The sequence below is a fragment of the Candidatus Sulfurimonas marisnigri genome, from assembly GCF_015265475.1.
Lineage (GTDB): Bacteria > Campylobacterota > Campylobacteria > Campylobacterales > Sulfurimonadaceae > Sulfurimonas > Sulfurimonas marisnigri.
Genome location: NZ_CP054493.1, coordinates 817,392 through 837,860 on the forward strand (window position 1 = coordinate 817,392; position 20,469 = coordinate 837,860).

Sequence of the window (20,469 nt, forward strand, 5' to 3'; positions counted from 1 at the left end):
TATGTATATAAAGTGTAGACTTAGTGATAGTTTAACAACTTTTAAAGGTTTACATTTTGGTACTACATGTAGAGCTAAAAGTTCTCACCGCTACACATCAACTGTTGGTGTTGGCGGAAACATTGGAGATGTTAAACGAAGGTTTGAACACCTCTTTGTTTATTTGAAAAAAGACAAAAGAGTAGAGTTATTACAAACATCATTGATTTTGAAAAATCCTCCATTTGGTTTTAGCGACCAAGATGATTTTTTTAATTCAATAATTGTTTTGAAAACTAGTATGCAGCCTATAGTTTTTTTAGATTATCTAATGAGATTAGAGAAAAGATTTGCTCGCAAAAGAAGTTTTGCAAATGCTCCAAGGACACTAGATTTGGATATTATATTTTTTGACAACAGAATTATAAATAAACTAAAACTACAGGTTCCACATGTGGATTGGTCTAAACGAGAAAGCGTGTTAATACCATTAATGGATATAAATAGATGAAGATACTGACTTTTACTGGTAGAACACCATCAGATGCTCTTAAAAAAGCAAGAATGGATGTCAACTACGATCATATGATTCACATTGACACTAAAGAGGTCCAAAAAAAATCATTAGGTAGAGAAGCTATGTATGAGATTGTTATGGGCATTGAGAACCAATCTGCACATAACACATACAATAATGCTAAAAAAATTAATGAAGACGAAAGACCTTTGACTCAAAAAAGTGCAGATGTTTTATTTGATATTTCCAGTGCAGCACGACAAATTTCAAAAATAGCAGAAGTTAAAGACCCACTCTATGAATATCAAGAAAAGCCTCAAAACAGTTCACTTGAGCCAAAAGAGTTAAAGGCGATAAAGTTAGAAATTTCTAAACTCGGCGATAAAGTTAAAATTATTCAAAATATGTTTTGGGAAGAGAAATCTCCAGAACTTGAAAGTGCAATTCCATCTGAATTTGCAGAGATATACCGTCTTGCCTCTCAAAGCGGAATGAATAAAGAGCACCTAGACAGTATAATGAGAATGACACTCGAGCATATGCCATTCAAGATGAGAGAGAACTCATCTACAGTAAAGCGATATTTTCAAACCCTTTTGAGAAAGATGGTGCCAGTAAGAAGAGAGAGCAAAGCATCTGTTGGAAACAAAAAAGTTATTATGCTTGTTGGTCCAACAGGTGTTGGTAAAACAACGTCAGTTGCCAAACTTGCTGCAAGATACTCATATCTACTTGAAAAAAAGTATAAAGTTGGACTTGTAGTGCTAGATACTTACCGTATTGGTGCTGTTGAACAGTTAATGCAGTATGCAAGAATGATGAAGCTTGGCATTGAGATTGTTGTCGATCCTCCTGAATTTTCAAGCGCTCTTGATTCACTAAGATATTGTGACTATATTCTTATAGATACCATGGGTTCAAGTCCGTACGATAAAGGTAAAATAAAAAAAATTTACGAGTGCCTTGAGGGAAACACTACATCATACAGTATAGATGTAGTTCTAGTAATGCCAAGTTCTATTAAATATGAAGATTTAAAAGCTACATATGATAACTTTGATTCATTAAACGTAGATACTTTGATGTTTACAAAATTAGATGAAACAAGAGGTTTCGGAAATATTTTTTCACTTGCGTATGAGACAAAAAAACCTATAAGTTACTTTTCTGTAGGACAGGAAGTTCCAGAGGATTTAGTAGTAGCAAGCAGTGATTTCTTAATTGAATGTTTGCTGGATGGCTTTAATCGGAGTAAAGCATGATGAATCATCAAGCTAAAAAACTCGAAGAGTTGGTTGCATCAAATAATAAAAACAAATCAAAGAAGACTCGTTTTGTAGCTATTACTAGTGGAAAGGGCGGAGTTGGTAAAAGTACAATTAGTTCTAATTTAGCTTATGTTTTGTCTCAAAGCGGACTTAATGTGGGGATATTTGATGCTGATATAGGTCTAGCTAACTTAGATGTCATGTTTAATGTAAAAATTAAAAAAAATATTCTACATGTATTAAAAGGTGAAGCTACTGTCTCCGATATTCTCATTCCCATTACAAGAAATTTAATTTTAATTCCTGGAGAGAGTGGTGATGAGATACTTAAATATTCTAATCAAGCTCTTTTTGAGCGTTTTATGCAAGAAGCTGAAATTTTAGACAAACTAGATATTATGATAATAGATACGGGGGCTGGAATTGGTGAGCATATAAGAATGTTTATAGATGCTGCTGATGATGTAATTGTTGTTACAGTTCCTGACCCGGCAGCAATTACGGATGCATATGCAACCATAAAAACAATTGCCGCATTGCGTGACGATATTGGTCTTATTATGAATCAGGTAAAAAGTGAAAAAGAAGCAGTAGCTGTGTATGAAAAGATAAAAAAAGTTGCACTTGCTAATATCGGTACTAATTTAGACCTAAAACTAATTGGTAAAATTAATAGTGATATAAAAGTTTCTTCTTCTGTAAAGCAAAGAGCTCTGTTTAGTGCAAGCTATCCATCTTCTGGCGTACATAAGGATATAATAGCAATAGCTGATAATATAAGTAAAAATTTGGAACGTAATATGCTTGTCACTCCTAGTGAAAGCGGATTATCAGGGCTTTTCAAGCGTTTAGTAAAACATTTTTAAATAAATTTGAGGTAAATATAGATGTTGGGTGAGAATTTTGTACATTTTTTTACTGTTCAGGGGTTTTTTATCGGAATTATTTTCGGTATTTTAAAATCATTTGATGCAGAAGGCTTATTGTTCTACACATTTGTTATAACAATATTTTTCTATCTGTTTTCTCACATAATTATTGCATTTTATTATAGAACAACAACACTTAGAACGTACCTTTTTCCAAAAGATATACATGAAAGACAGTTGGATATATTTGTACGAGAAATAAACAAAAGAGAAAAACTTATTGATTCAGCCATTAAAATTACAGATGTTGCAATAAAAATGAATGCAAATGATATGGAATTTAAAAATGCTTAGTGCATACACACAAGAAGTTAAGCATAAAGAAGATGAGCTTGCCTTGCAGTACCTACCTGCGGTTAAAGCAATGTCGTTTAGGCTCAAAGAGAGGCTCCCAAGCTCTGTTGATTATATGGACCTCTCAGCTATCGGAACAGAAGAACTTATAAAGTTAGCTAGAAGATATGATGAAAAATTAAATGATTCTTTTTGGGGCTATGCTAAAAAAAGAGTCTATGGGGCAATGCTTGATTATCTTAGAAGTTTAGATATAGTAAGTCGTGCCAGCAGAAAGCTTATTAAAGCCATTGATTATGCTGTAGAAGAGTATAGGCTTACTAATGATGAGGAGCCAACAGATGAAGAGTTGGCAACTATTTTGGACGAAAGCGTAGAAAAAATTCATGATGCTAGGATTGCCTCAACAATATATGCAGTTATGCCTCTTCATGACCAACTTAATGTTGGTGATGAGGGTGCATCTATAGCAATGATAGAAAAAGAAGAACTTATTAACATTATTAAAACAGTTCTTGGTGCGTATAGCGAAAGAGAACAATTGATAATACAATTTTATTATTTTGAAGAGTTGACACTTAAAGAGATAAGTGAAATTTTAAATATTACAGAATCAAGAATTTCACAAATTCACAAATCAGTTATTCATAAAATTAAAGAAAGTGTAGGGGCATAGCAATGGCAGATATACTTTCACAAGAGGAGATAGATGCTCTTTTAGATGTAGTTGATGACGAAGGGGATGATGCCCTTGAGGGATCAGACGATGAGCTAGGCCACCAAAGACAAGTCACACTTTACGATTTTAAAAGACCAAATAGAGTCTCAAAAGAGCAGCTTCGTGCATTTCGTGGAGTGCATGATAAAATGGCAAGATCTTTAGCTTCGCAAATATCTGCAATTATGCGCTCAATTGTTGAAATTCAGCTTCATTCAGTTGACCAAATGACATATGGCGAATTTTTGATGTCACTTCCAAATCCTACAAGTTTTAATGTTTTTTCAATTAAGCCGTTAGAAGGAAGTGGAATTATAGAGATAAATCCATCCATCGCTTTTCCAATGCTTGATCGTCTTCTCGGCGGCAAAGGTGAGCCATTTGATGCAAGTCGTGAGTTTTCTGATATAGAACTTAGTCTATTTGAAACTATACTTCGAGTAATGATGGCTACACTCAAGGAAGCTTGGGCTCCTGTTATGGATATATTTCCTGTCGTAGATTCTAAAGAGTCAAGTCCTAATGTTGTGCAAATTGTTGCTCAAAATGAGATAGTTGTAATGGTTGTAATGGAGATTATAATTGGACAAAGTTCTGGAATGATGAATATATGTTATCCAGTTATTGCGCTTGAACCAATTTTACCAAAGCTAGCAAGTAGAGATTTGATGCTTAATGAAAGCACTAGTAGAAAAAAGAGCAGAAATACAGAGTTGCAAGTTCTTCTTGGTGGAGCAAAAGTTGAAGTACAAGCGATGCTTGGGAGAACTGAAATTAGTTTGAGAGAACTTTTAGAATTGCAAAATGGTGACATTGTTAGACTTACAAGTTCTGCTGATGACATAGTGACTTTGAGTGTTGATGGTAAAGATAGGTTTAAAGGTCAAATAGGACTAAGAAGATTTAGAAAATCTATTCAAATCACAGAGATAATAGATACTGAAAAAGATGCAGTAAAGAGAGCTCTTGAGAATTTTGAGACATCAAGACAAGAAAAAATATCTGGTGTAAAAGCAATGATTGATAAAGATCAAGATGAAGAGAGAACATATGAGGAGTAGCAATGAGTGATTTTATGAAACTGTTTGAAGATGAAACAGTTGGAACGGTTGAGGCATTAATTGGTCAAGCTCCTGCATTTACTTTAAAGGAGGAGCAAAAGCTTAGTATTGTCTCAAATATTATTCCTCCAATAGTACTTCTTAAAATCACTATTAGTGGTGATGTTTATGCTTCAGCAATGCTTGCTTTAACGCCAAATTTAGCAACTACACTCTCGGATATGATGATGGGTGAAGAAAATAGCGATAGAGAAGATGTAAGTGATGATGACTTAGATGCTGCAAAAGAGATAGCATCAAATATTTTTGGAGCTATCTCAAACAGTCTCTCAGCTCAAAAAGAGTTACCAGTATTGTCTTTTAGTATAGATAGTATTGAATTGATTCCAGAAGATACTGAAGTTTCTCTAGATAAATTTACTAAAATGTTTGTTTATAACTTCAGCATTGGAAATATGAAGTCTCTTTTTATGTTTATAATAGATGAAAGTTTGGAAAATTCTATATTTGGGTTAAAGGAAGCATTTAAAGAAGATAACTTATCAAATGTTATAGACTCTACCCAAAGAGGTGGTTCAAATGTTTCTTTAGACAATGCTGAAATGAGTAATATATCATTGATAATGGATGTAAAACTTCCTGTTAAAGTGAGAATAGGAAAAAAGAAAATGCTTTTAAAAGATGTTCTTAATATGGATATCGGCTCAGTAATTGAGTTAAATCAATTAGCTAATGATCCTTTGGAAATATTAGTTGATGATCATGTTATTGCTGAGGGAGAAGTTGTTATTGTGGATGGTAATTTCGGTGTTCAAATAACCACTATTGGTACAAAAAAAGAGATATTAAACCAACTAAAATCATAGGATTAAGATATAAATGCAACATAATAAAAATGATCTAATAAAAAAGTATACGAAAGAGATAAAGTCAGGCGACGTTTGGAGTGTATTCAAAATAATTGCTGATTTTGTAAAAGGTTTTGATGAGCTTGGTGAACTAGGACCTTCAGTAACTGTTTTTGGTAGTGCAAGAACAGATAAAAATGATATATATTATAAAAAAGCACAGAAGCTTGGGTCACTTTTAGGCGCAAGAGGGTTTAATGTAATGACAGGTGGTGGACCTGGTATTATGGAGGCAGCTAACAGAGGTGCACATAAACATGAAGTAGAGTCAATTGGTTTAAACATAGATCTTCCTTTTGAGCAGGTTGCAAATCCATATACTTCAAAAGAGTTAAGTTTTGACTACTTTTTTTCAAGAAAAGTAATGTTGGTTAAGTACTCTATAGCATATGTTATTTTCCCCGGTGGTTATGGCACTTTAGATGAACTGTTCGAAGCATTAACTTTAATTCAGACTAGAAAAGTTACAGGCGTAAAAGTTTTTATTGTAGGAGTTGAATTTTATACACCACTAATGGATTTTATAAAAACAAAGTTGTTAGAAGCTGGTATGATTGATGAAGAAGACATAGATTTAATTAGCATGACTGATGACTTAGAATGTATTGCTAATGAGATTGAAGAGTCTTTATTAGAACAGATTCGTGTACTTAAAGAGGTTGGATTAGGTGATACTTCATATTATAAATCACTTTTAGAGTTCTCTTTAAACAAAAATATAAAAAGCAAATAGATACTCATTATGAAAAAGAGAGTATTAGTAGGGATGAGCGGTGGAGTTGACTCAACTGTCTCAGCATTACTTTTAAAAGATGAAGGTTATGAGTTGGAGGGAGTATATATGAAGCTCCACTCTAACTCAGGCTATCACGAAATCCATCAAGCACGAGCACAAAAAGCTGCTGATTTTGTAGGGATGAAACTACATATATTAGATCTCCAAGAAACATTTAACGAAAAAGTATTTCAACCATTTATTAATACCTATGCTCAAGGTAAAACACCAAATCCTTGTGCTTTGTGCAATAGAAATTTAAAATTTGGTGAGATGGTTTCCTTCGCAGATAAAATTGGAGCTGACTTTATAGCAACAGGTCATTACATCAAAACAGATGGTGAATATTTTTATGAGGCTATTGATGATACAAAAGATCAAAGCTATTTTCTATTTTATGTGCAAAAAGAGATTTTAACAAGATTGCTTTTTCCACTTGGAGATAGAAAAAAAAGTGATATTAAAGAACTAGCCGCATCTATTATGGGATTAGAGTCATTTGCTTCTCAAGGGGAATCAAATGAAATTTGCTTTGTTGATACAACATATACTGATGTGTTAAAAGATTATGTTGATGTAGATAAGCTAGGTGAAGTTTTAGATATAGATGGTAATGTTGTAGGGGAACATAAAGGTTATATGCACTATACAATTGGAAAAAGAAAAGGTTTTACAGTTAAAGGTGCTCATGATCCTCATTATGTAGTTGATATAAGTGCTGATAAGAATCAAATAACTGTTGGCAAAAAAAATGATCTTCTTTGTAGTAGTGTAGTTTTAAGTAATCTTAATATGTTTACAAATAAAACTGAATTCGATACAACAGTAAAATTGCGCTTTAGAACAAAAGCGGTGCATTGCCATGTAGTTATAAAAGATGATAAAGCATATGTTGCATTAAAAGAGAGTGTTTTTGGTGTGGCAAAAGGTCAAGCGGCTGTATTTTATGACAAAAATAAATTAATTGGCGGCGGCTGGATAGAGCAAAACTAAGTAGATTAATCCTTCAAAAACAATACATCCAAAAAATACTTCCCATAACTTTCAAAGATTAAGAAACAACTAAGCATTAGTTGCCTATAATTCCCATCCACAAACAATGAGACCTTAAGTTAAGGCCTAGAGAGACTTCGAGTAGAAGCTTTTGAATATGTTTGAGATCATTGAAAACTAAGCAAGTAAATAGACGAGATAACTAATAACAAATTAGTTAATTAGTCACTATAAGTTTACTTAGAAATAACTAATATAACAACAACCGTCTATTCTATTTGGTCTATAGCAATATAGATACCCAATAGAAATAGATACTATACAAAACTAGGGGAACCGATTTTATCGCAAGATAAAAAGTTTCTTTAGAAAAAAGTCCACTAACTATTTATAGATAGTGGCAACAAAGCCAATGAATTTTAATTCTTGGGCAATGATCAGTAATTTCACAGCAATGTGATCTTTACATAATTTAATTATGGAGAGTTTGATCCTGGCTCAGAGTGAACGCTGGCGGCGTGCTTAACACATGCAAGTCGAACGATGAAGAAGAGCTTGCTCTTTGGATTAGTGGCGCACGGGTGAGTAATATATAGTTAATGTACCTTCAAGACCGGGATAGCCATTGGAAACGATGATTAATACTGGATATACCTTCTCTACTTAAGTAGAGTCGGGAAACGTTTTTTCGCTTGAAGATCAGACTATATCCCATCAGCTTGTTGGTGAGGTAAGAGCTCACCAAGGCAATGACGGGTAGCGGGTTTGAGAGGATGATCCGCCACACTGGTACTGAGACACGGACCAGACTCCTACGGGAGGCAGCAGTGAGGAATATTGCACAATGGGGGAAACCCTGATGCAGCAACGCCGCGTGGAGGATGACGCATTTCGGTGTGTAAACTCCTTTTATGAGTCAAGAAAATGACGGTAGCTCATGAATAAGCACCGGCTAACTCCGTGCCAGCAGCCGCGGTAATACGGAGGGTGCAAGCGTTACTCGGAATCACTGGGCGTAAAGGACGCGTAGGCGGGTTGGTAAGTCAGATGTGAAATCCTACAGCTCAACTGTAGAACTGCATTTGAAACTACTAACCTAGAGTATGGGAGGGGGAGATGGAATTAGTGGTGTAGGGGTAAAATCCGTAGATATCACTAGGAATACCTAAAGCGAAGGCGATCTCCTGGAACATTACTGACGCTAAGGCGTGAAAGCGTGGGGAGCAAACGGGATTAGATACCCCGGTAGTCCACGCCCTAAACGATGAACACTAGTCGTCGGGATGCTTGTCATCTCGGTGATGCACTTAACAGATTAAGTGTTCCGCCTGGGGAGTACGGTCGCAAGATTAAAACTCAAAGGAATAGACGGGGACCCGCACAAGTGGTGGAGCATGTGGTTTAATTCGAAGATACGCGAAGAACCTTACCTAGCCTTGACATTGATAGAACACACCAGAGATGGAGTGGTGCCCTTCGGGGAACTTGAAAACAGGTGCTGCACGGCTGTCGTCAGCTCGTGTCGTGAGATGTTGGGTTAAGTCCCGCAACGAGCGCAACCCTCGTCCTTAGTTGCCAGCAGGTTAAGCTGGGCACTCTAGGGAGACTGCCTTCGCAAGGAGGAGGAAGGTGAGGACGACGTCAAGTCATCATGGCCCTTATGGCTAGGGCTACACACGTGCTACAATGGGGCGTACAGAGAGTTGCAATACCGCGAGGTGGAGCCAATCTCACAAAGCGTCTCTCAGTTCGGATTGAAGTCTGCAACTCGACTTCATGAAGCTGGAATCACTAGTAATCGTAGATCAGCAATGCTACGGTGAATACGTTCCCGGGTCTTGTACTCACCGCCCGTCACACCATGGGAGTTGATTTCACCCGAAATTGGGAAGCTAACCTTCGGGAGGCTACCACTTACGGTGGAATTAGCGACTGGGGTGAAGTCGTAACAAGGTAACCGTAGGAGAACCTGCGGTTGGATCACCTCCTTTCTAGAGTAAAGTCAATCATTCATTTGAATTGACATACAAAGAAAATCTCACGAGAGATGTTGTTAGTTATTAGTTTATTTGCTTGCTTAGTTTTCAGTGATCTATTTTCATTTGAAATGGGGGGTTAGCTCAGCTGGGAGAGCGCCTGCCTTGCACGCAGGAGGTCAGCGGTTCGATCCCGCTACTCTCCACCATTTCACACTTATCAATAGAAAAAGCTTAATCTAAGTTCTCAACAGAGAGTTTAGATTAGACTTCAAAGTCTATCGTTCATTAAATTATTATTGTCAAAGTCAACATATATAAAAGATAAAAGAATTTATTCAATTATTAATTATATTAACTAAATAACTACAATCAACAGTACACTGACTTACTTAAAGTAGAGATACATTAAGTAAGGTAGTGAACGCAAATTAGAAAAAAAGATATTAAGGGCCATAGGTGGATGCCTTGGCTAGTAGAGGCGATGAAAGACGTATTAGGCTGCGATAAGCCTCGGGGAGCTGCCAAAGAGCTTTGATCCGGGGATTTCTGAATGGGGCGACCCAGCATGGTGCGAATCATGTTACCCTACGGGGGGCGAACTCAGGGAAGTGAAACATCTCAGTACCTGAAGGAAAAGAAATCAAACGAGATTCCCATAGTAGCGGCGAGCGAAATGGGATTAGGGCACTTAGTGATAATATATTTGTTAGCCGAACACTTTGGAAAGAGTGGACATAGAGGGTGATATCCCCGTAAGCGAAAACATTTATATGGTACTAGACTAAGGAACGAGTAGGTCGGGACACGTGTTATCTTGACTGAATATGGGGGGACCACCCTCCAACCCTAAATACTACTACTAGACCGATAGCGAACAAGTACCGTGAGGGAAAGGTGAAAAGGACCGCGGTGAGCGGAGTGAAATAGAACCTGAAACCTATGGCTTACAATCATTCGGAGCACTATTGTCGCAAGACAAGTGTGACGGACTGCCTTTTGCATAATGAGCCTGCGAGTTGTGGTATCTGGCAAGGTTAATCTAACGAGAAGCCGTAGCGAAAGCGAGTCTTAATAGGGCGAATTAGTCAGATGCTGCAGACCCGAAACTGAGTGATCTATCCATGTGCAGGTTGAAGCTGGTGTAAGAGCCAGTGGAGGACCGAACCCGTAGAGGTTGAAAACTCTTGGGATGACGTGTGGATAGGGGTGAAAGGCCAATCAAACTCAGTGATAGCTGGTTCTCTCCGAAATATATTTAGGTATAGCCTCGAGCATTAGCATGAAGGGGTAGAGCACTGACAGGGCTAGGGCTGCTTACCGCGGTACCAAACCCTATCAAACTCCGAATACTTCATGTGTAACCTCGGGAGTCAGGCGTAGGGTGATAAAATCCTATGTCGAGAGGGGAACAACCCAGACTAGCAGCTAAGGTCCCAAAGTCTTGTCTAAGTGGAAAAGGATGTGAAGTTGCTGTGACAACCAGGAGGTTGGCTTAGAAGCAGCCACCCTTTAAAGAAAGCGTAACAGCTCACTGGTCTAGCGATTTTGCGCCGAAAATATAACGGGGCTAAGACAAGCACCGAAGCTCTAGATTCATAGTTTACTATGAGTGGTAGGAGAGCGTTCCATTCAGCGTTGAAGGTATACCGGTAAGGAATATTGGAGCGGATGGAAGTGAGCATGCAGGCATGAGTAGCGAGAAAAGAAGTGAGAATCTTCTTCGCCGTAAACCCAAGGTTTCCTACGCGATGCTCGTCATCGTAGGGTTAGTCGGGACCTAAGTCGAGTCCGAAAGGGGTAGACGATGGCAAATCGGTTAATATTCCGATACCGACGGTTGTTCGTTTGAGTGATGGGGGGACGCATAGAGTTAATCGAGCTCACTGATGGAATAGTGGGTCGAAGGACGTAGGTCGACAAATAGGAAAATCCGTTTGTCATTCGACCGAGATCTTACAGGCTCTGCAATGGCTTCGGCCAGCGCGGAGAATCGATGATACTGTCGTGCCGAGAAAAGCCTCTAAACGAGAACAACCGTTGCCCGTACCGTAAACCAACACAGGTGGGTGAGATGAGTATTCTAAGGCGCGTGGATGAACCATTGTTAAGGAACTCTGCAAACTAGCACCGTATCTTCGGTATAAGGTGTGCCCTATTTGTTAACAGATTTACTCTGTAAAGCATTGACGGGTCGCAGCAAAGTGTCCCTCCCGACTGTTTACCAAAAACACAGCACTCTGCTAACTCGTAAGAGGATGTATAGGGTGTGACGCCTGCCCGGTGCTTGAATGTTAAATGGATTTGTTAGCTCTGCGAAGCATTGAAATGAAGCACAAGTAAACGGCGGCCGTAACTATAACGGTCCTAAGGTAGCGAAATTCCTTGTCGGTTAAATACCGACCTGCATGAATGGCGTAACGAGATGGGAGCTGTCTCAACAATGGATCCAGTGAAATTGTAGTGGAGGTGAAAATTCCTCCTACCCGCGGAAAGACGGAAAGACCCCGTGCACCTTTACTATAGCTTGACACTGCTATTGGGATATTCACGTGCAGGATAGGTGGGAGCCTTCGATTCATCGACGCCAGTTGATGATGAGGCATCCTTGAGATACCACCCTTGAATATTCTGATAGCTAACTCGGTACGATTATCTCGTGCGAGGACAATGTCTGGTGGGTAGTTTGACTGGGGCGGTCGCCTCCTAAAAAGTAACGGAGGCTTACAAAGTTCGGCTCAGGTGGGTTGGAAATCCACCGTAGAGTATAATGGCACAAGCCGGACTGACTGTGAGACATACAAGTCGAGCAGAGTCGAAAGACGGTCATAGTGATCCGGTGGTTCTGTGTGGAAGGGCCATCGCTCAAAGGATAAAAGGTACGCCGGGGATAACAGGCTGATCTCCCCCAAGAGCTCACATCGACGGGGAGGTTTGGCACCTCGATGTCGGCTCATCGCATCCTGGGGCTGGAGCAGGTCCCAAGGGTATGGCTGTTCGCCATTTAAAGCGGTACGCGAGCTGGGTTCAGAACGTCGTGAGACAGTTCGGTCCCTATCTTCCGTGGGCGTAGGAACGTTGAGGAGAGCTGACCCTAGTACGAGAGGACCGGGTTGGACATGCCACTGGTGCACCAGTTGTTCTGCCAAGAGCATCGCTGGGTAGCTACGCATGGATGAGATAACCGCTGAAAGCATCTAAGCGGGAAGCCAACTCCAAGATGAACGTTCCCTGAAGTACGCTTGAAGACTACAAGCTTGATAGGCTGGGTGTGTACGCATAGTAATATGTTTAGCTGACCAGTACTAATAGTACGTTTGTCTTTTTTTACAGTTCTTTGAATAGAACACAACTTCGTTCACTACCTTACTTAGTGTAAACACACTATTTAATGAACCGTGTACTGATACAGTTATTTAGAATAATGTTGACTTAAACAATAATGTATACTAGAAATAGTATAAACACTCACTCAATTGACTCTAACAGTCAAATGTAAGAACATTTAGATGTCTTTACACTTGATTGTCTAGGTGGCTATAGAGAGAGGGAAACGCCTGGTCCCATTCCGAACCCAGAAGCTAAGCCTCTCATCGCTGATAATACTGCATCTTTCAGGTGTGGAAATGTAGGTCGCTGCCTAGTTGATCAATTTACTCACACTCTTTTTACAATCATAACTATTTTCATTAACATTAACTTTTATGAAATAAGACTTTATATATAATTATTTTAATTTTATCACTTAGGTTATATATGCTACTAAATACTGAATGGTCATCTTTATTTGATGATGAATTACACTCTAGTTATTTCAAAGAATTACAAAATTTTATAGATATAGAGTATAAAAACAAGATTATATTCCCAGAATATGAAAATATATTTAGAGCTTTTAATTTAATATCTCCTCAAAAAATAAAAGTTGTAATTATTGGACAGGACCCATATCATGGAGTTAATCAGGCTAATGGTTTGGCATTTTCTGTGTGTGATAAATGCAAAATTCCTCCATCACTAAAAAATATTTTTACAGAGTTGGTTGATGATATTCGCTGTGATACTCCTGCAAATGGAAATTTGACTAAATGGGCGAAAGAGGGAGTACTTCTTATAAATACTGTATTGACAGTAGAAAAAGCAAAGCCTAATTCTCATAAAAATATGGGATGGGAAATATTTACTAATAGTGTAATAAAAAAGTTATCGTATGAGTATGAAAATATAGTTTTTATACTCTGGGGCGGACCATCACAAAAAAAAGAGTCTTTAATCGATACTACAAAGCATTTTATTCTAAAAGCTCCACATCCTTCGCCTCTTTCATCATATAGAGGTTTCTTTGGCTCTAAGCCATTCTCTCAAGCTAATATTTATTTAAAAGCTAATGGCAGGAAAGAGATAGACTGGTGTCTTACTTCACAAAAAACTTTGCTATAACTGGTAAGTGGTCTGAGTAGCCTGCACCTTTATGTTTTGGAATTTTTGCACGACTTACCTGCCATCTATAAATACTTTTCTTTTTAAAGAGATATTTTTTATCAAAGTTTGTTATGCTGTCTTTAATATATGATATTCCTTCTTTATCTAAAAGTGATTGGGAGATCAATATATTATCAAGAGCCTCTTTTTTACCCTTAAATATATATGAGTAACTATCTTCTTTTTCTTCATCATACCAAAGGTTATAGAAGTTCTTCTTTTCATATCTTGTATCTGGTGATTTTTGAGTTTGTTTTAGAGTTCTAAGCACATGATTTATTCCTGTCTTTCCATTTGTATCGTTGTGTTTTCTTTTTCGTTTAAACAATATATATTCTTCATAGTGAGAGTTGAAGTCTCCAAGTAGGATGATATTTTTGTCATAGCCAATTTGACTAATTCTATTTCTCAAAGTTTTTGCAGATACTATCCTCATACTCTCTGGTCCGGCTTTTGATTTCCAATGATTTGTTAATATATACAACTCTTTATTATTTATTTTAAATTTTGTCTCTAGTATATTTCTGTATTTATAAGATGTTGTTACGCTGAGTTCCTTCGAGTATATAAAGGGAATTTTACTTAATATAGCTACTTTTATTGCTGTATTTTTTTTATCTGCAATAGAGTAGTATTGGTAATATACGCCTTTTTGTTTTAGTGCAAACCTTAAATCTTTCAGTGCTTTAAGGGAATGAACTTCTTGAAGAGCAATTATATCGGCATCTATATCTTTGATTACATGTGATATATTTTGTAGTTTTATTTTGTAGTTTTTTTTATTCCAAAGAGATTTTCCATATGGTTTGTACTCTTTATATTTATATCCTTCTTTTTCCAAGTCAAAGAGATTCTCAATATTATATGTTGCTATTTTCAAAGTTGTACCTCCAAAGGCGAATGATATAAATAAAAATAAAAAAGCAATAACGCGCACTATTTAATGCCATTGAGTCTTAGTAAATTGTCTGGATTTGGTTCTCGTCCCATAAGCTCTTTAAAGAGCTCGCTCATACTTTTTGCACCACCACCATTAAGAACTACATGTAGGTATTTTTTTGCGGTTTCAGAGTCAAATATCCCTTCGTCTACAACACTGAAAAATGCATCAGCACTTAAAACTTCAGCCCATTTGTAGCTGTAGTAACCAGCTGCGTAACCACCTGCGAATATGTGTGAAAAGCCATTTTGGAACTTGTTGTAACTTGGTGTTTTGATTAGTGCTGTGTCTTCTCTAATGCTATCTAGTAAATATTGAACTTCTTCGCCTTGATAGATTTTAGAGTGAAGCTTAAAATCAAATATAGAAAACTCTAGCTGTCTAAGCATACCTGATGCAGAGAGAAAGTTTTTACTTCTAACTAGTTTATCAATCATCTCGTCTGGGATAACCTCTCCAGTTTCATGATGGATAGCAAATAGTTTTAAAACATGAGGTTCATAGGCAAAGTTTTCTAAAAATTGTGATGGAAACTCAACCGCATCCCACTCAACACCATTTACACCGCTAACCTCATTTTCATTTACATTACTTAATAAATGATGAATTGTATGACCCATCTCATGAAATAGAGTAACTACATCATCATGTCTTAGTAGAGAAGGATTTTTATCACTAGATGGTGGAAAATTACATACTATAAATGCTGAGGCTAACTGCTCATCTCCATTTTCATCTAAGCAGTGGGTTTGGAAGTTGTGCATCCATGCACCACCTTTTTTACTCTCTCTTGCTTCTAAATCTAAATAGAGTCTAGCAACAAGCTTATCTTCTACATGTAGATTGTATGAGAATGCTTTTTTATCCCATAACTCTTCATCTGTCTTTTCAAATTTAATTCCAAATAGTCTATTTAAAAATTCAAACATACCATTAACAACACTTTTTTGCTCAAAATATGGACGGTACAACTCTTCATCCAAATCGTACTTTTCTTTTTTTAGGATTTCACTGTAGTAAGCTGTGTCAAAACTTTGCAGAGGTTCTTTGGCAATGCTTTGAAGCTCTTTTAGCTCCTCTTGTGCTTGAGATTTTGAATTTATAATAAGTGTTTGGAGAAAATCAACAACACTTTTTTCATCTTTTGCCATTTTACTGGCTAGGGAGTAGGAGGCATAGTTGTCAAAACCTAAAAGATTGCTCATCTCATTTTTTAAACTTAGCAGTTCATCGATAATCAAAGCATTTTCGGGTGATCTTGTTACATAGGCTTTATATAGTTCTTCTCTTATTTTTGCATTTTTACCATATGTCATATAGGCAATATATGATGGCATTTGAAGTGTAAACTTATATTTTATTATTCCATCCTCTTCAAACTTTGCATTTTCTATATCGCTTTGAGGTAACCCTTCTATATCTTTTTCGTCAGTAATTATGTATTTATAGGCATTGGTGGCGTTTAAAAGATTTTGAGAAAAATTATTTGAGAGCTCACTCTTTTTTATATGTATCTCCTGAAGCCTCTCTTTAGTCTTATCATCTAGGTGTGCACCACTTAGTTCTAAGTGTAAAATATTAAGTTCAATAACTCTTTTTTGCTCATAATTTAGTGTGTTTTTTTCATTTTCTTCTATCTCTTTATATGCTTTATAGATATCTATGTTTTGAGATAATTTTGTAGAGTACTCCGTAATAATTGGTAAAGAATCTGCATATATCTCTTGCGTTTTATCAGAGTTGTTTACTGAATTTATATGCGACAGCGGAGTGAAAAATTGTTCCAGATACTCTTCCATCATTTGCAATGGCTTTACGAAGTTTTTGTATGTTTTATATTCTATTTTTAAAAGTTTTTCTACATGTAGATTATTAGCTTTAGTCTTTTTGTTTAAATCACTTATAAAGTCATCTAAATTAACTTTAACACTCGCAAACTTTGACATTTCTCTTCCTTGATTACAATAAATATTATAAATATTTTCAAGTAGTATAATACTTGTTTGAGTATTACAGTGTCCTGAATGTTTATTTAAATGTGATATAATTATTATAAATAAAGTTAAGAGGGATTTTTATGAATTTTTTGAATTTAAAATTAGTGATAATATTATTTGCAATAACATTTAATTTAATAGCATCAGATATAGAAAAAGGTACAAGAGCGTATATTAATAAAGATTATAAAAATGCATTTATTTTACTTGAACCACTTGCAAGTAATGGTGATGAAAGAGCTCTTTATATGCTTGGTAATATGCATTATGCCGGTAAGGGGACAAATAAAGACAAGAAAAAAGCAGTTCTTTTTTGGCATAGAGCAGCAGAGGGTGGTTACCTGCGTTCAGAGTATAAACTTGGTAATGCTTATTACAAAGGTGAAGGGGCTAAGTTAGATAAAGCAAAAGCCTTTGAGTGGTATAAAAAATCAGCAATTCATGGAAGCTCAAAATCACAAATGCTACTTGCATCAATGTATGATTCTGGTGATGGAGTAAAGAAAAATCAAACTGAAGCTTTGCTTTGGTATGAAAAAGCTGCTAATGCTGGTAATTTAGGAGCGCAGTTTCTTTTAGCTATGAAATATGAAAAAGGTGAAGGTGTTACTAAGGACTTAAAAAAATCATTTTATTGGTACAAAAAAGCAGCTGATGCAGGTGATGCCGCCGCACAATCTTTTTTAGCAACAATGTATGAAAGTGGTAATGGCGCTATTAGTGATTTTAAAAAAGCATTTGATCTTTATGAAAAGTCTGCAACACAAGGTTATCCAAGATCTGAACATAGACTTGGCATGATGTATTATGATGGTGTAGGTATGCCTCAGGATAAAGAAAAAGCACAGTTTTGGGTGAAAAAAGCTGCCGATAAAGGGGATATGTTCGCACAATCTTCGCTTGGAGCAATTTATTGTAAAATAAATCAAGATCACAAGCACCCAGAGCAAGGGTATAAACACTCAGAGCATGAGGATAAACATTAATCCTCCTCGTCTCTTTTTTGCAGTATCGCTCCGTATTTATTAATTAAAATATCATCATATTTATTAGAATAATCAAATAACCTTTCAAGCGCTACTTTTCCCTCTTTGAGGGTTAAAGATGAGTCTATAATAAGGTATGATAGATATATGCTGTTCTCGTTTATAGAAAATCGCAGATATGAAAGTTTTTGATTTTCGTGAAGCATATAATCATATATCTCATCTATATTTTTATTTGGAATCGCACATAGTTTTGTTTCACCTATTATAATACCATTCTCATAATAGCTTATTTCCACTCTCGCAGTTCCATTGTCTATTCTCCAAGATGCCTGGCTTCTTCTTGCTAAAGTTACATTTATATTTAATGAGGTAAGTATGTCTTCCATCATTTTTGTAGCACCTGTCGGAATATAGCCTTTTCTTCTTTGTTTTGCTACTTCAAGCTTGACTCCACATGCAGGGCAATAGTCATTGACAATATCCTCTTCATTTGTGAGATTTTTACATGATGGGCATTTGATAATATTTTCTTTGTTTACCTTTTTGAAATTTTCAAGTGCTTCTTTAACATAAAAATAGGGGAGTGAAAAACCTAAATTGTTTGCATTTTGAATAATAAAAGTATTTACACCTATTACATCTCCATCAACGTTAAGAAGTGGTCCACCGCTGTTTCCAGGATTTATCGCTGCATCTATCTGTATATACTCTAAATCACCTTGAAGTCTTGACGCTCTGGAGACTATTCCCTCTGTTGCAGTATAGTTAAGACCGTATGGGTGACCGATTGCTATTGTAGTGTCTCCATTTCCCACTAAACTAGTTGTTAGTTTTAAAGGATTTTTTGGTGTTTCAAAGTCAAAACTGATAAAAGCTAAATCATAGTATGGGTCATCATAAACAACTTTTGCAATAGTTCTGGGAACTTTTTTAGAACTAATTACAATCTCTTTTAGACCAGAAACTACATGTGAGTTTGTAATAATTAAATCATCTATAATAAAACCGGTACCGGTTCCATAAGGCGTCATAATCTGTATGATATTTTCAATATATGTTTCGAGGATTACCTGAGTATTCATAATTTTATATCTCCTCAAAGTTTAAATTTTGTAGTTGAAGGTAGAAGCTATTGTTAAATTCATTCATAGAATTGAAGTTAAGCTTATTGCCAAAAGGTTGCAACAGCTTAAATTGGTTCTGATAAGGGGTAATGGCATCCTCAATTTTTGAGATAATAGCCCTTTTAGAAAATGATTTATCCTCTTCATCATAGAGTGTAGCATAACCAAGTGCTTTGAAAAACTTAGGATACTGGATTGCAATAAGTGTGTGCAGTAGCTCTTTAATAGCGGGGTGAATACCATAGTTGTAAAGAATATAAAATGCTATATATCTGTAGATTGTAGGAATTATTTGTCTATATCTATTGTTTTTATACCATCTAACTTTTATTAGTGATTCATTTATAAAATTGTTAATCTCTTCATTGGATGCTCTTTCTGTTGGATTGAATGTGTACTTGGCATTATAGAAATTCTGACTAAACTCTTCAATACTCATCTCTTGGAGTACCTTTAAATACTGTTTTAACTCATCATTTTTAGATTCTGAAGAGATGTTTTCATCACTGAAATACTCTTGTACTTTTTTAGTTATAGTTTGATAAATATCATATTTTGGTACAAGAAGATAATCTATTTTAAACAAGGTAGTTAAGTATATAAATGATTGCATCCCTACGTTATCATTTGATGGAAGTGTTTTAACTTTTTCATCAAGTTCATCTATCCATTCTTTTAAAAAATCATATTTTATCTTTAGCTCATCTCCGCTTAGCTCTTCTAAGTGCGCGATGTCTTCCAATTCTATATCAGGAAATTCTGATCTAATATACTCTTTGTCAAAATCTGCATTTAGAGCTAACTCTCTTAGTGGAAAAAATATTTTTTGAGGGCTCATAGTTATGTTATCATGAAAAAGTTTTAGTTTTATATACTCTTCATCAGTAAAGTAGCTAGCATATGTTAATTGATAGTTTCTCTCTAATATGCGTCTTTTTAGAGCAACATTTGCTTTGTCTTTTTTTACAATAATCACTTCTGCGTAAAGCTTCTCATTGGTTATAGTACCCGTGATTATAGCACTACCTTGATAGATTTCAAACTCTAACTTATCATCTTGTATTTTAATAACAATATTTTTATTGGAGATATCGTTTGTATAGTTTTCAAGTGATTCAAAGAAGTATTTGTACGCATTTATAATATCTTTTTTTTCAAATGCTTCATAAGATTTGTTAAACAGTTCTTCTTCGTTAGGATGCAGTTTTGAATTTATACCTCTTCCAAAAGGGTGTCTATATTGAGTGCTTTGCTCAAAAAAATTAAGCCAGTTCATGTGCCTACTTTATAATATTTAATTTATGAATTCATCCATGTTAATAGTATGAAATTTATAAGTGTCATTATAATAAAACCACCCTTATAAAACGCCAATGGTGAGCGTTCTATGAGTGAAGCATTTTTAGAAAAAAACGGTTTTACATTTTGAGGGGACAATAACTCATAACTCATCTCAGAGTAGTGTTTATATCGTAAATCTTTGTCGATGGATATTGCACGCATAATTACACTCTCAAGC

Annotated in this window: 16 protein-coding genes, 1 tRNA gene and 3 rRNA genes; 15 read left to right on the plus strand and 5 right to left on the minus strand. The window is 36.0% G+C overall.

Going from position 1 to position 20,469, the window contains the following annotated elements; translation table 11 throughout:
* Position 1 precedes the first annotated feature (1 nt).
* From folK to HUE87_RS04230, 14 genes are all read left to right on the plus strand, one after another.
* Complete coding sequence (folK, locus tag HUE87_RS04165) at positions 2-490, plus strand: 2-amino-4-hydroxy-6-hydroxymethyldihydropteridine diphosphokinase (protein WP_194367481.1); 489 nt, start codon at positions 2-4, stop codon at positions 488-490.
* Positions 487-1,758, plus strand: coding sequence for a flagellar biosynthesis GTPase FlhF (flhF, locus tag HUE87_RS04170; protein WP_194367482.1), 1,272 nt, complete (start codon positions 487-489; stop codon positions 1,756-1,758). Before folK ends, flhF begins: the two co-directional genes overlap by 4 nt.
* Positions 1,755-2,630: a P-loop NTPase gene (locus HUE87_RS04175; protein ID WP_272872676.1), complete on the plus strand. Its 876-nt coding sequence runs from the start codon at positions 1,755-1,757 to the stop codon at positions 2,628-2,630. The genes flhF and HUE87_RS04175 overlap by 4 nt, the downstream gene beginning before the upstream one ends.
* Positions 2,631-2,651: 21 nt before the next feature.
* A complete protein-coding gene (locus tag HUE87_RS04180) occupies positions 2,652-2,987 on the plus strand; it encodes a hypothetical protein (RefSeq protein ID WP_194367483.1) in 336 nt (111 codons plus the stop codon).
* Positions 2,980-3,663 (plus strand): RNA polymerase sigma factor FliA, encoded by a 684-nt coding sequence (locus tag HUE87_RS04185; protein WP_194367484.1) that lies wholly within the window; start codon positions 2,980-2,982, stop codon positions 3,661-3,663. The genes HUE87_RS04180 and HUE87_RS04185 overlap by 8 nt, the downstream gene beginning before the upstream one ends.
* Positions 3,664-3,665: 2 nt before the next feature.
* Complete coding sequence (gene fliM / locus HUE87_RS04190) at positions 3,666-4,766, plus strand: flagellar motor switch protein FliM (protein WP_194367485.1); 1,101 nt, start codon at positions 3,666-3,668, stop codon at positions 4,764-4,766.
* A gap of 2 nt (positions 4,767-4,768) precedes the next feature.
* The gene (fliY, locus tag HUE87_RS04195) at positions 4,769-5,632 is read left to right on the plus strand and encodes a flagellar motor switch protein FliY (RefSeq protein ID WP_194367486.1); all 864 of its coding nucleotides are present in this window, start codon (positions 4,769-4,771) and stop codon (positions 5,630-5,632) included.
* A 13-nt stretch (positions 5,633-5,645) separates the two neighbouring features.
* Positions 5,646-6,407 (plus strand): LOG family protein, encoded by a 762-nt coding sequence (locus HUE87_RS04200; protein WP_194367487.1) that lies wholly within the window; start codon positions 5,646-5,648, stop codon positions 6,405-6,407.
* 9 nt (positions 6,408-6,416) lie between these two features.
* Positions 6,417-7,442 (plus strand): tRNA 2-thiouridine(34) synthase MnmA, encoded by a 1,026-nt coding sequence (gene mnmA / locus HUE87_RS04205; protein WP_194367488.1) that lies wholly within the window; start codon positions 6,417-6,419, stop codon positions 7,440-7,442.
* Between the two features lie 475 nt (positions 7,443-7,917).
* Positions 7,918-9,433: ribosomal RNA gene (locus HUE87_RS04210) — 16S ribosomal RNA — on the plus strand.
* A gap of 118 nt (positions 9,434-9,551) precedes the next feature.
* Positions 9,552-9,627: transfer RNA gene (locus HUE87_RS04215), tRNA-Ala, on the plus strand.
* A gap of 227 nt (positions 9,628-9,854) precedes the next feature.
* Positions 9,855-12,748: ribosomal RNA gene (locus HUE87_RS04220) — 23S ribosomal RNA — on the plus strand.
* A 199-nt stretch (positions 12,749-12,947) separates the two neighbouring features.
* Positions 12,948-13,063 (plus strand): 5S ribosomal RNA (rrf, locus tag HUE87_RS04225).
* The 16S, 23S and 5S rRNA genes sit together here with 1 tRNA gene alongside, the layout of an rRNA operon.
* Before the next feature lie 111 nt (positions 13,064-13,174).
* Positions 13,175-13,858: a uracil-DNA glycosylase gene (locus HUE87_RS04230; RefSeq protein ID WP_194367489.1), complete on the plus strand. Its 684-nt coding sequence runs from the start codon at positions 13,175-13,177 to the stop codon at positions 13,856-13,858.
* Here HUE87_RS04230 and HUE87_RS04235 read toward each other — a convergent pair.
* A complete protein-coding gene (locus HUE87_RS04235) occupies positions 13,833-14,780 on the minus strand; it encodes an endonuclease/exonuclease/phosphatase family protein (RefSeq protein ID WP_229855221.1) in 948 nt (315 codons plus the stop codon). The two genes, HUE87_RS04230 and HUE87_RS04235, sit on opposite strands and share 26 nt — an antisense overlap.
* A 56-nt stretch (positions 14,781-14,836) precedes the next feature.
* Complete coding sequence (locus HUE87_RS04240; protein ID WP_194367491.1) at positions 14,837-16,786, minus strand: M3 family metallopeptidase; 1,950 nt, start codon at positions 16,784-16,786, stop codon at positions 14,837-14,839.
* A gap of 131 nt (positions 16,787-16,917) precedes the next feature.
* Between HUE87_RS04240 and HUE87_RS04245 the strand changes: the two genes are divergently transcribed.
* Positions 16,918-17,823: a tetratricopeptide repeat protein gene (locus HUE87_RS04245; protein ID WP_194367492.1), complete on the plus strand. Its 906-nt coding sequence runs from the start codon at positions 16,918-16,920 to the stop codon at positions 17,821-17,823.
* Here HUE87_RS04245 and HUE87_RS04250 read toward each other — a convergent pair.
* Genes HUE87_RS04250 through HUE87_RS12645 form a run of 3 tightly spaced genes read right to left on the minus strand, consistent with a single transcriptional unit; the run spans position 17,820 to position 20,453 of the window.
* The gene (locus HUE87_RS04250) at positions 17,820-18,908 is read right to left on the minus strand and encodes a trypsin-like peptidase domain-containing protein (RefSeq protein ID WP_194367493.1); all 1,089 of its coding nucleotides are present in this window, start codon (positions 18,906-18,908) and stop codon (positions 17,820-17,822) included. The two genes, HUE87_RS04245 and HUE87_RS04250, sit on opposite strands and share 4 nt — an antisense overlap.
* A 4-nt stretch (positions 18,909-18,912) precedes the next feature.
* Positions 18,913-20,226, minus strand: coding sequence for a hypothetical protein (locus tag HUE87_RS04255; RefSeq protein ID WP_194367494.1), 1,314 nt, complete (start codon positions 20,224-20,226; stop codon positions 18,913-18,915).
* 23 nt (positions 20,227-20,249) lie between these two features.
* On the minus strand, positions 20,250-20,453 hold the full coding sequence (locus HUE87_RS12645; RefSeq protein ID WP_229855222.1) for a hypothetical protein: 204 nt from the start codon (positions 20,451-20,453) through the stop codon (positions 20,250-20,252).
* Positions 20,454-20,469 lie beyond the last annotated feature (16 nt).

What these genes read in the sequence shown, in the direction of transcription:
- HUE87_RS04230 (WP_194367489.1), top strand. Translation starts at nt 13,175, where the DNA reads ATGCTACTAAATACTGAATGGTCATCTTTATTTGATGATGAATTACAC.
- fliM (WP_194367485.1), top strand. Translation starts at nt 3,666, where the DNA reads ATGGCAGATATACTTTCACAAGAGGAGATAGATGCTCTTTTAGATGTA.
- HUE87_RS04200 (WP_194367487.1), top strand. Translation starts at nt 5,646, where the DNA reads ATGCAACATAATAAAAATGATCTAATAAAAAAGTATACGAAAGAGATA.
- HUE87_RS04180 (WP_194367483.1), top strand. Translation starts at nt 2,652, where the DNA reads ATGTTGGGTGAGAATTTTGTACATTTTTTTACTGTTCAGGGGTTTTTT.
- HUE87_RS04185 (WP_194367484.1), top strand. Translation starts at nt 2,980, where the DNA reads ATGCTTAGTGCATACACACAAGAAGTTAAGCATAAAGAAGATGAGCTT.
- HUE87_RS04255 (WP_194367494.1), bottom strand. Translation starts at nt 20,226, where the DNA reads ATGAACTGGCTTAATTTTTTTGAGCAAAGCACTCAATATAGACACCCT.
- HUE87_RS04250 (WP_194367493.1), bottom strand. Translation starts at nt 18,908, where the DNA reads ATGAATACTCAGGTAATCCTCGAAACATATATTGAAAATATCATACAG.
- folK (WP_194367481.1), top strand. Translation starts at nt 2, where the DNA reads ATGTATATAAAGTGTAGACTTAGTGATAGTTTAACAACTTTTAAAGGT.
- mnmA (WP_194367488.1), top strand. Translation starts at nt 6,417, where the DNA reads ATGAAAAAGAGAGTATTAGTAGGGATGAGCGGTGGAGTTGACTCAACT.
- HUE87_RS04240 (WP_194367491.1), bottom strand. Translation starts at nt 16,786, where the DNA reads ATGTCAAAGTTTGCGAGTGTTAAAGTTAATTTAGATGACTTTATAAGT.
- fliY (WP_194367486.1), top strand. Translation starts at nt 4,769, where the DNA reads ATGAGTGATTTTATGAAACTGTTTGAAGATGAAACAGTTGGAACGGTT.
- HUE87_RS04175 (WP_272872676.1), top strand. Translation starts at nt 1,755, where the DNA reads ATGATGAATCATCAAGCTAAAAAACTCGAAGAGTTGGTTGCATCAAAT.
- HUE87_RS12645 (WP_229855222.1), bottom strand. Translation starts at nt 20,453, where the DNA reads ATGCGTGCAATATCCATCGACAAAGATTTACGATATAAACACTACTCT.
- flhF (WP_194367482.1), top strand. Translation starts at nt 487, where the DNA reads ATGAAGATACTGACTTTTACTGGTAGAACACCATCAGATGCTCTTAAA.
- HUE87_RS04245 (WP_194367492.1), top strand. Translation starts at nt 16,918, where the DNA reads ATGAATTTTTTGAATTTAAAATTAGTGATAATATTATTTGCAATAACA.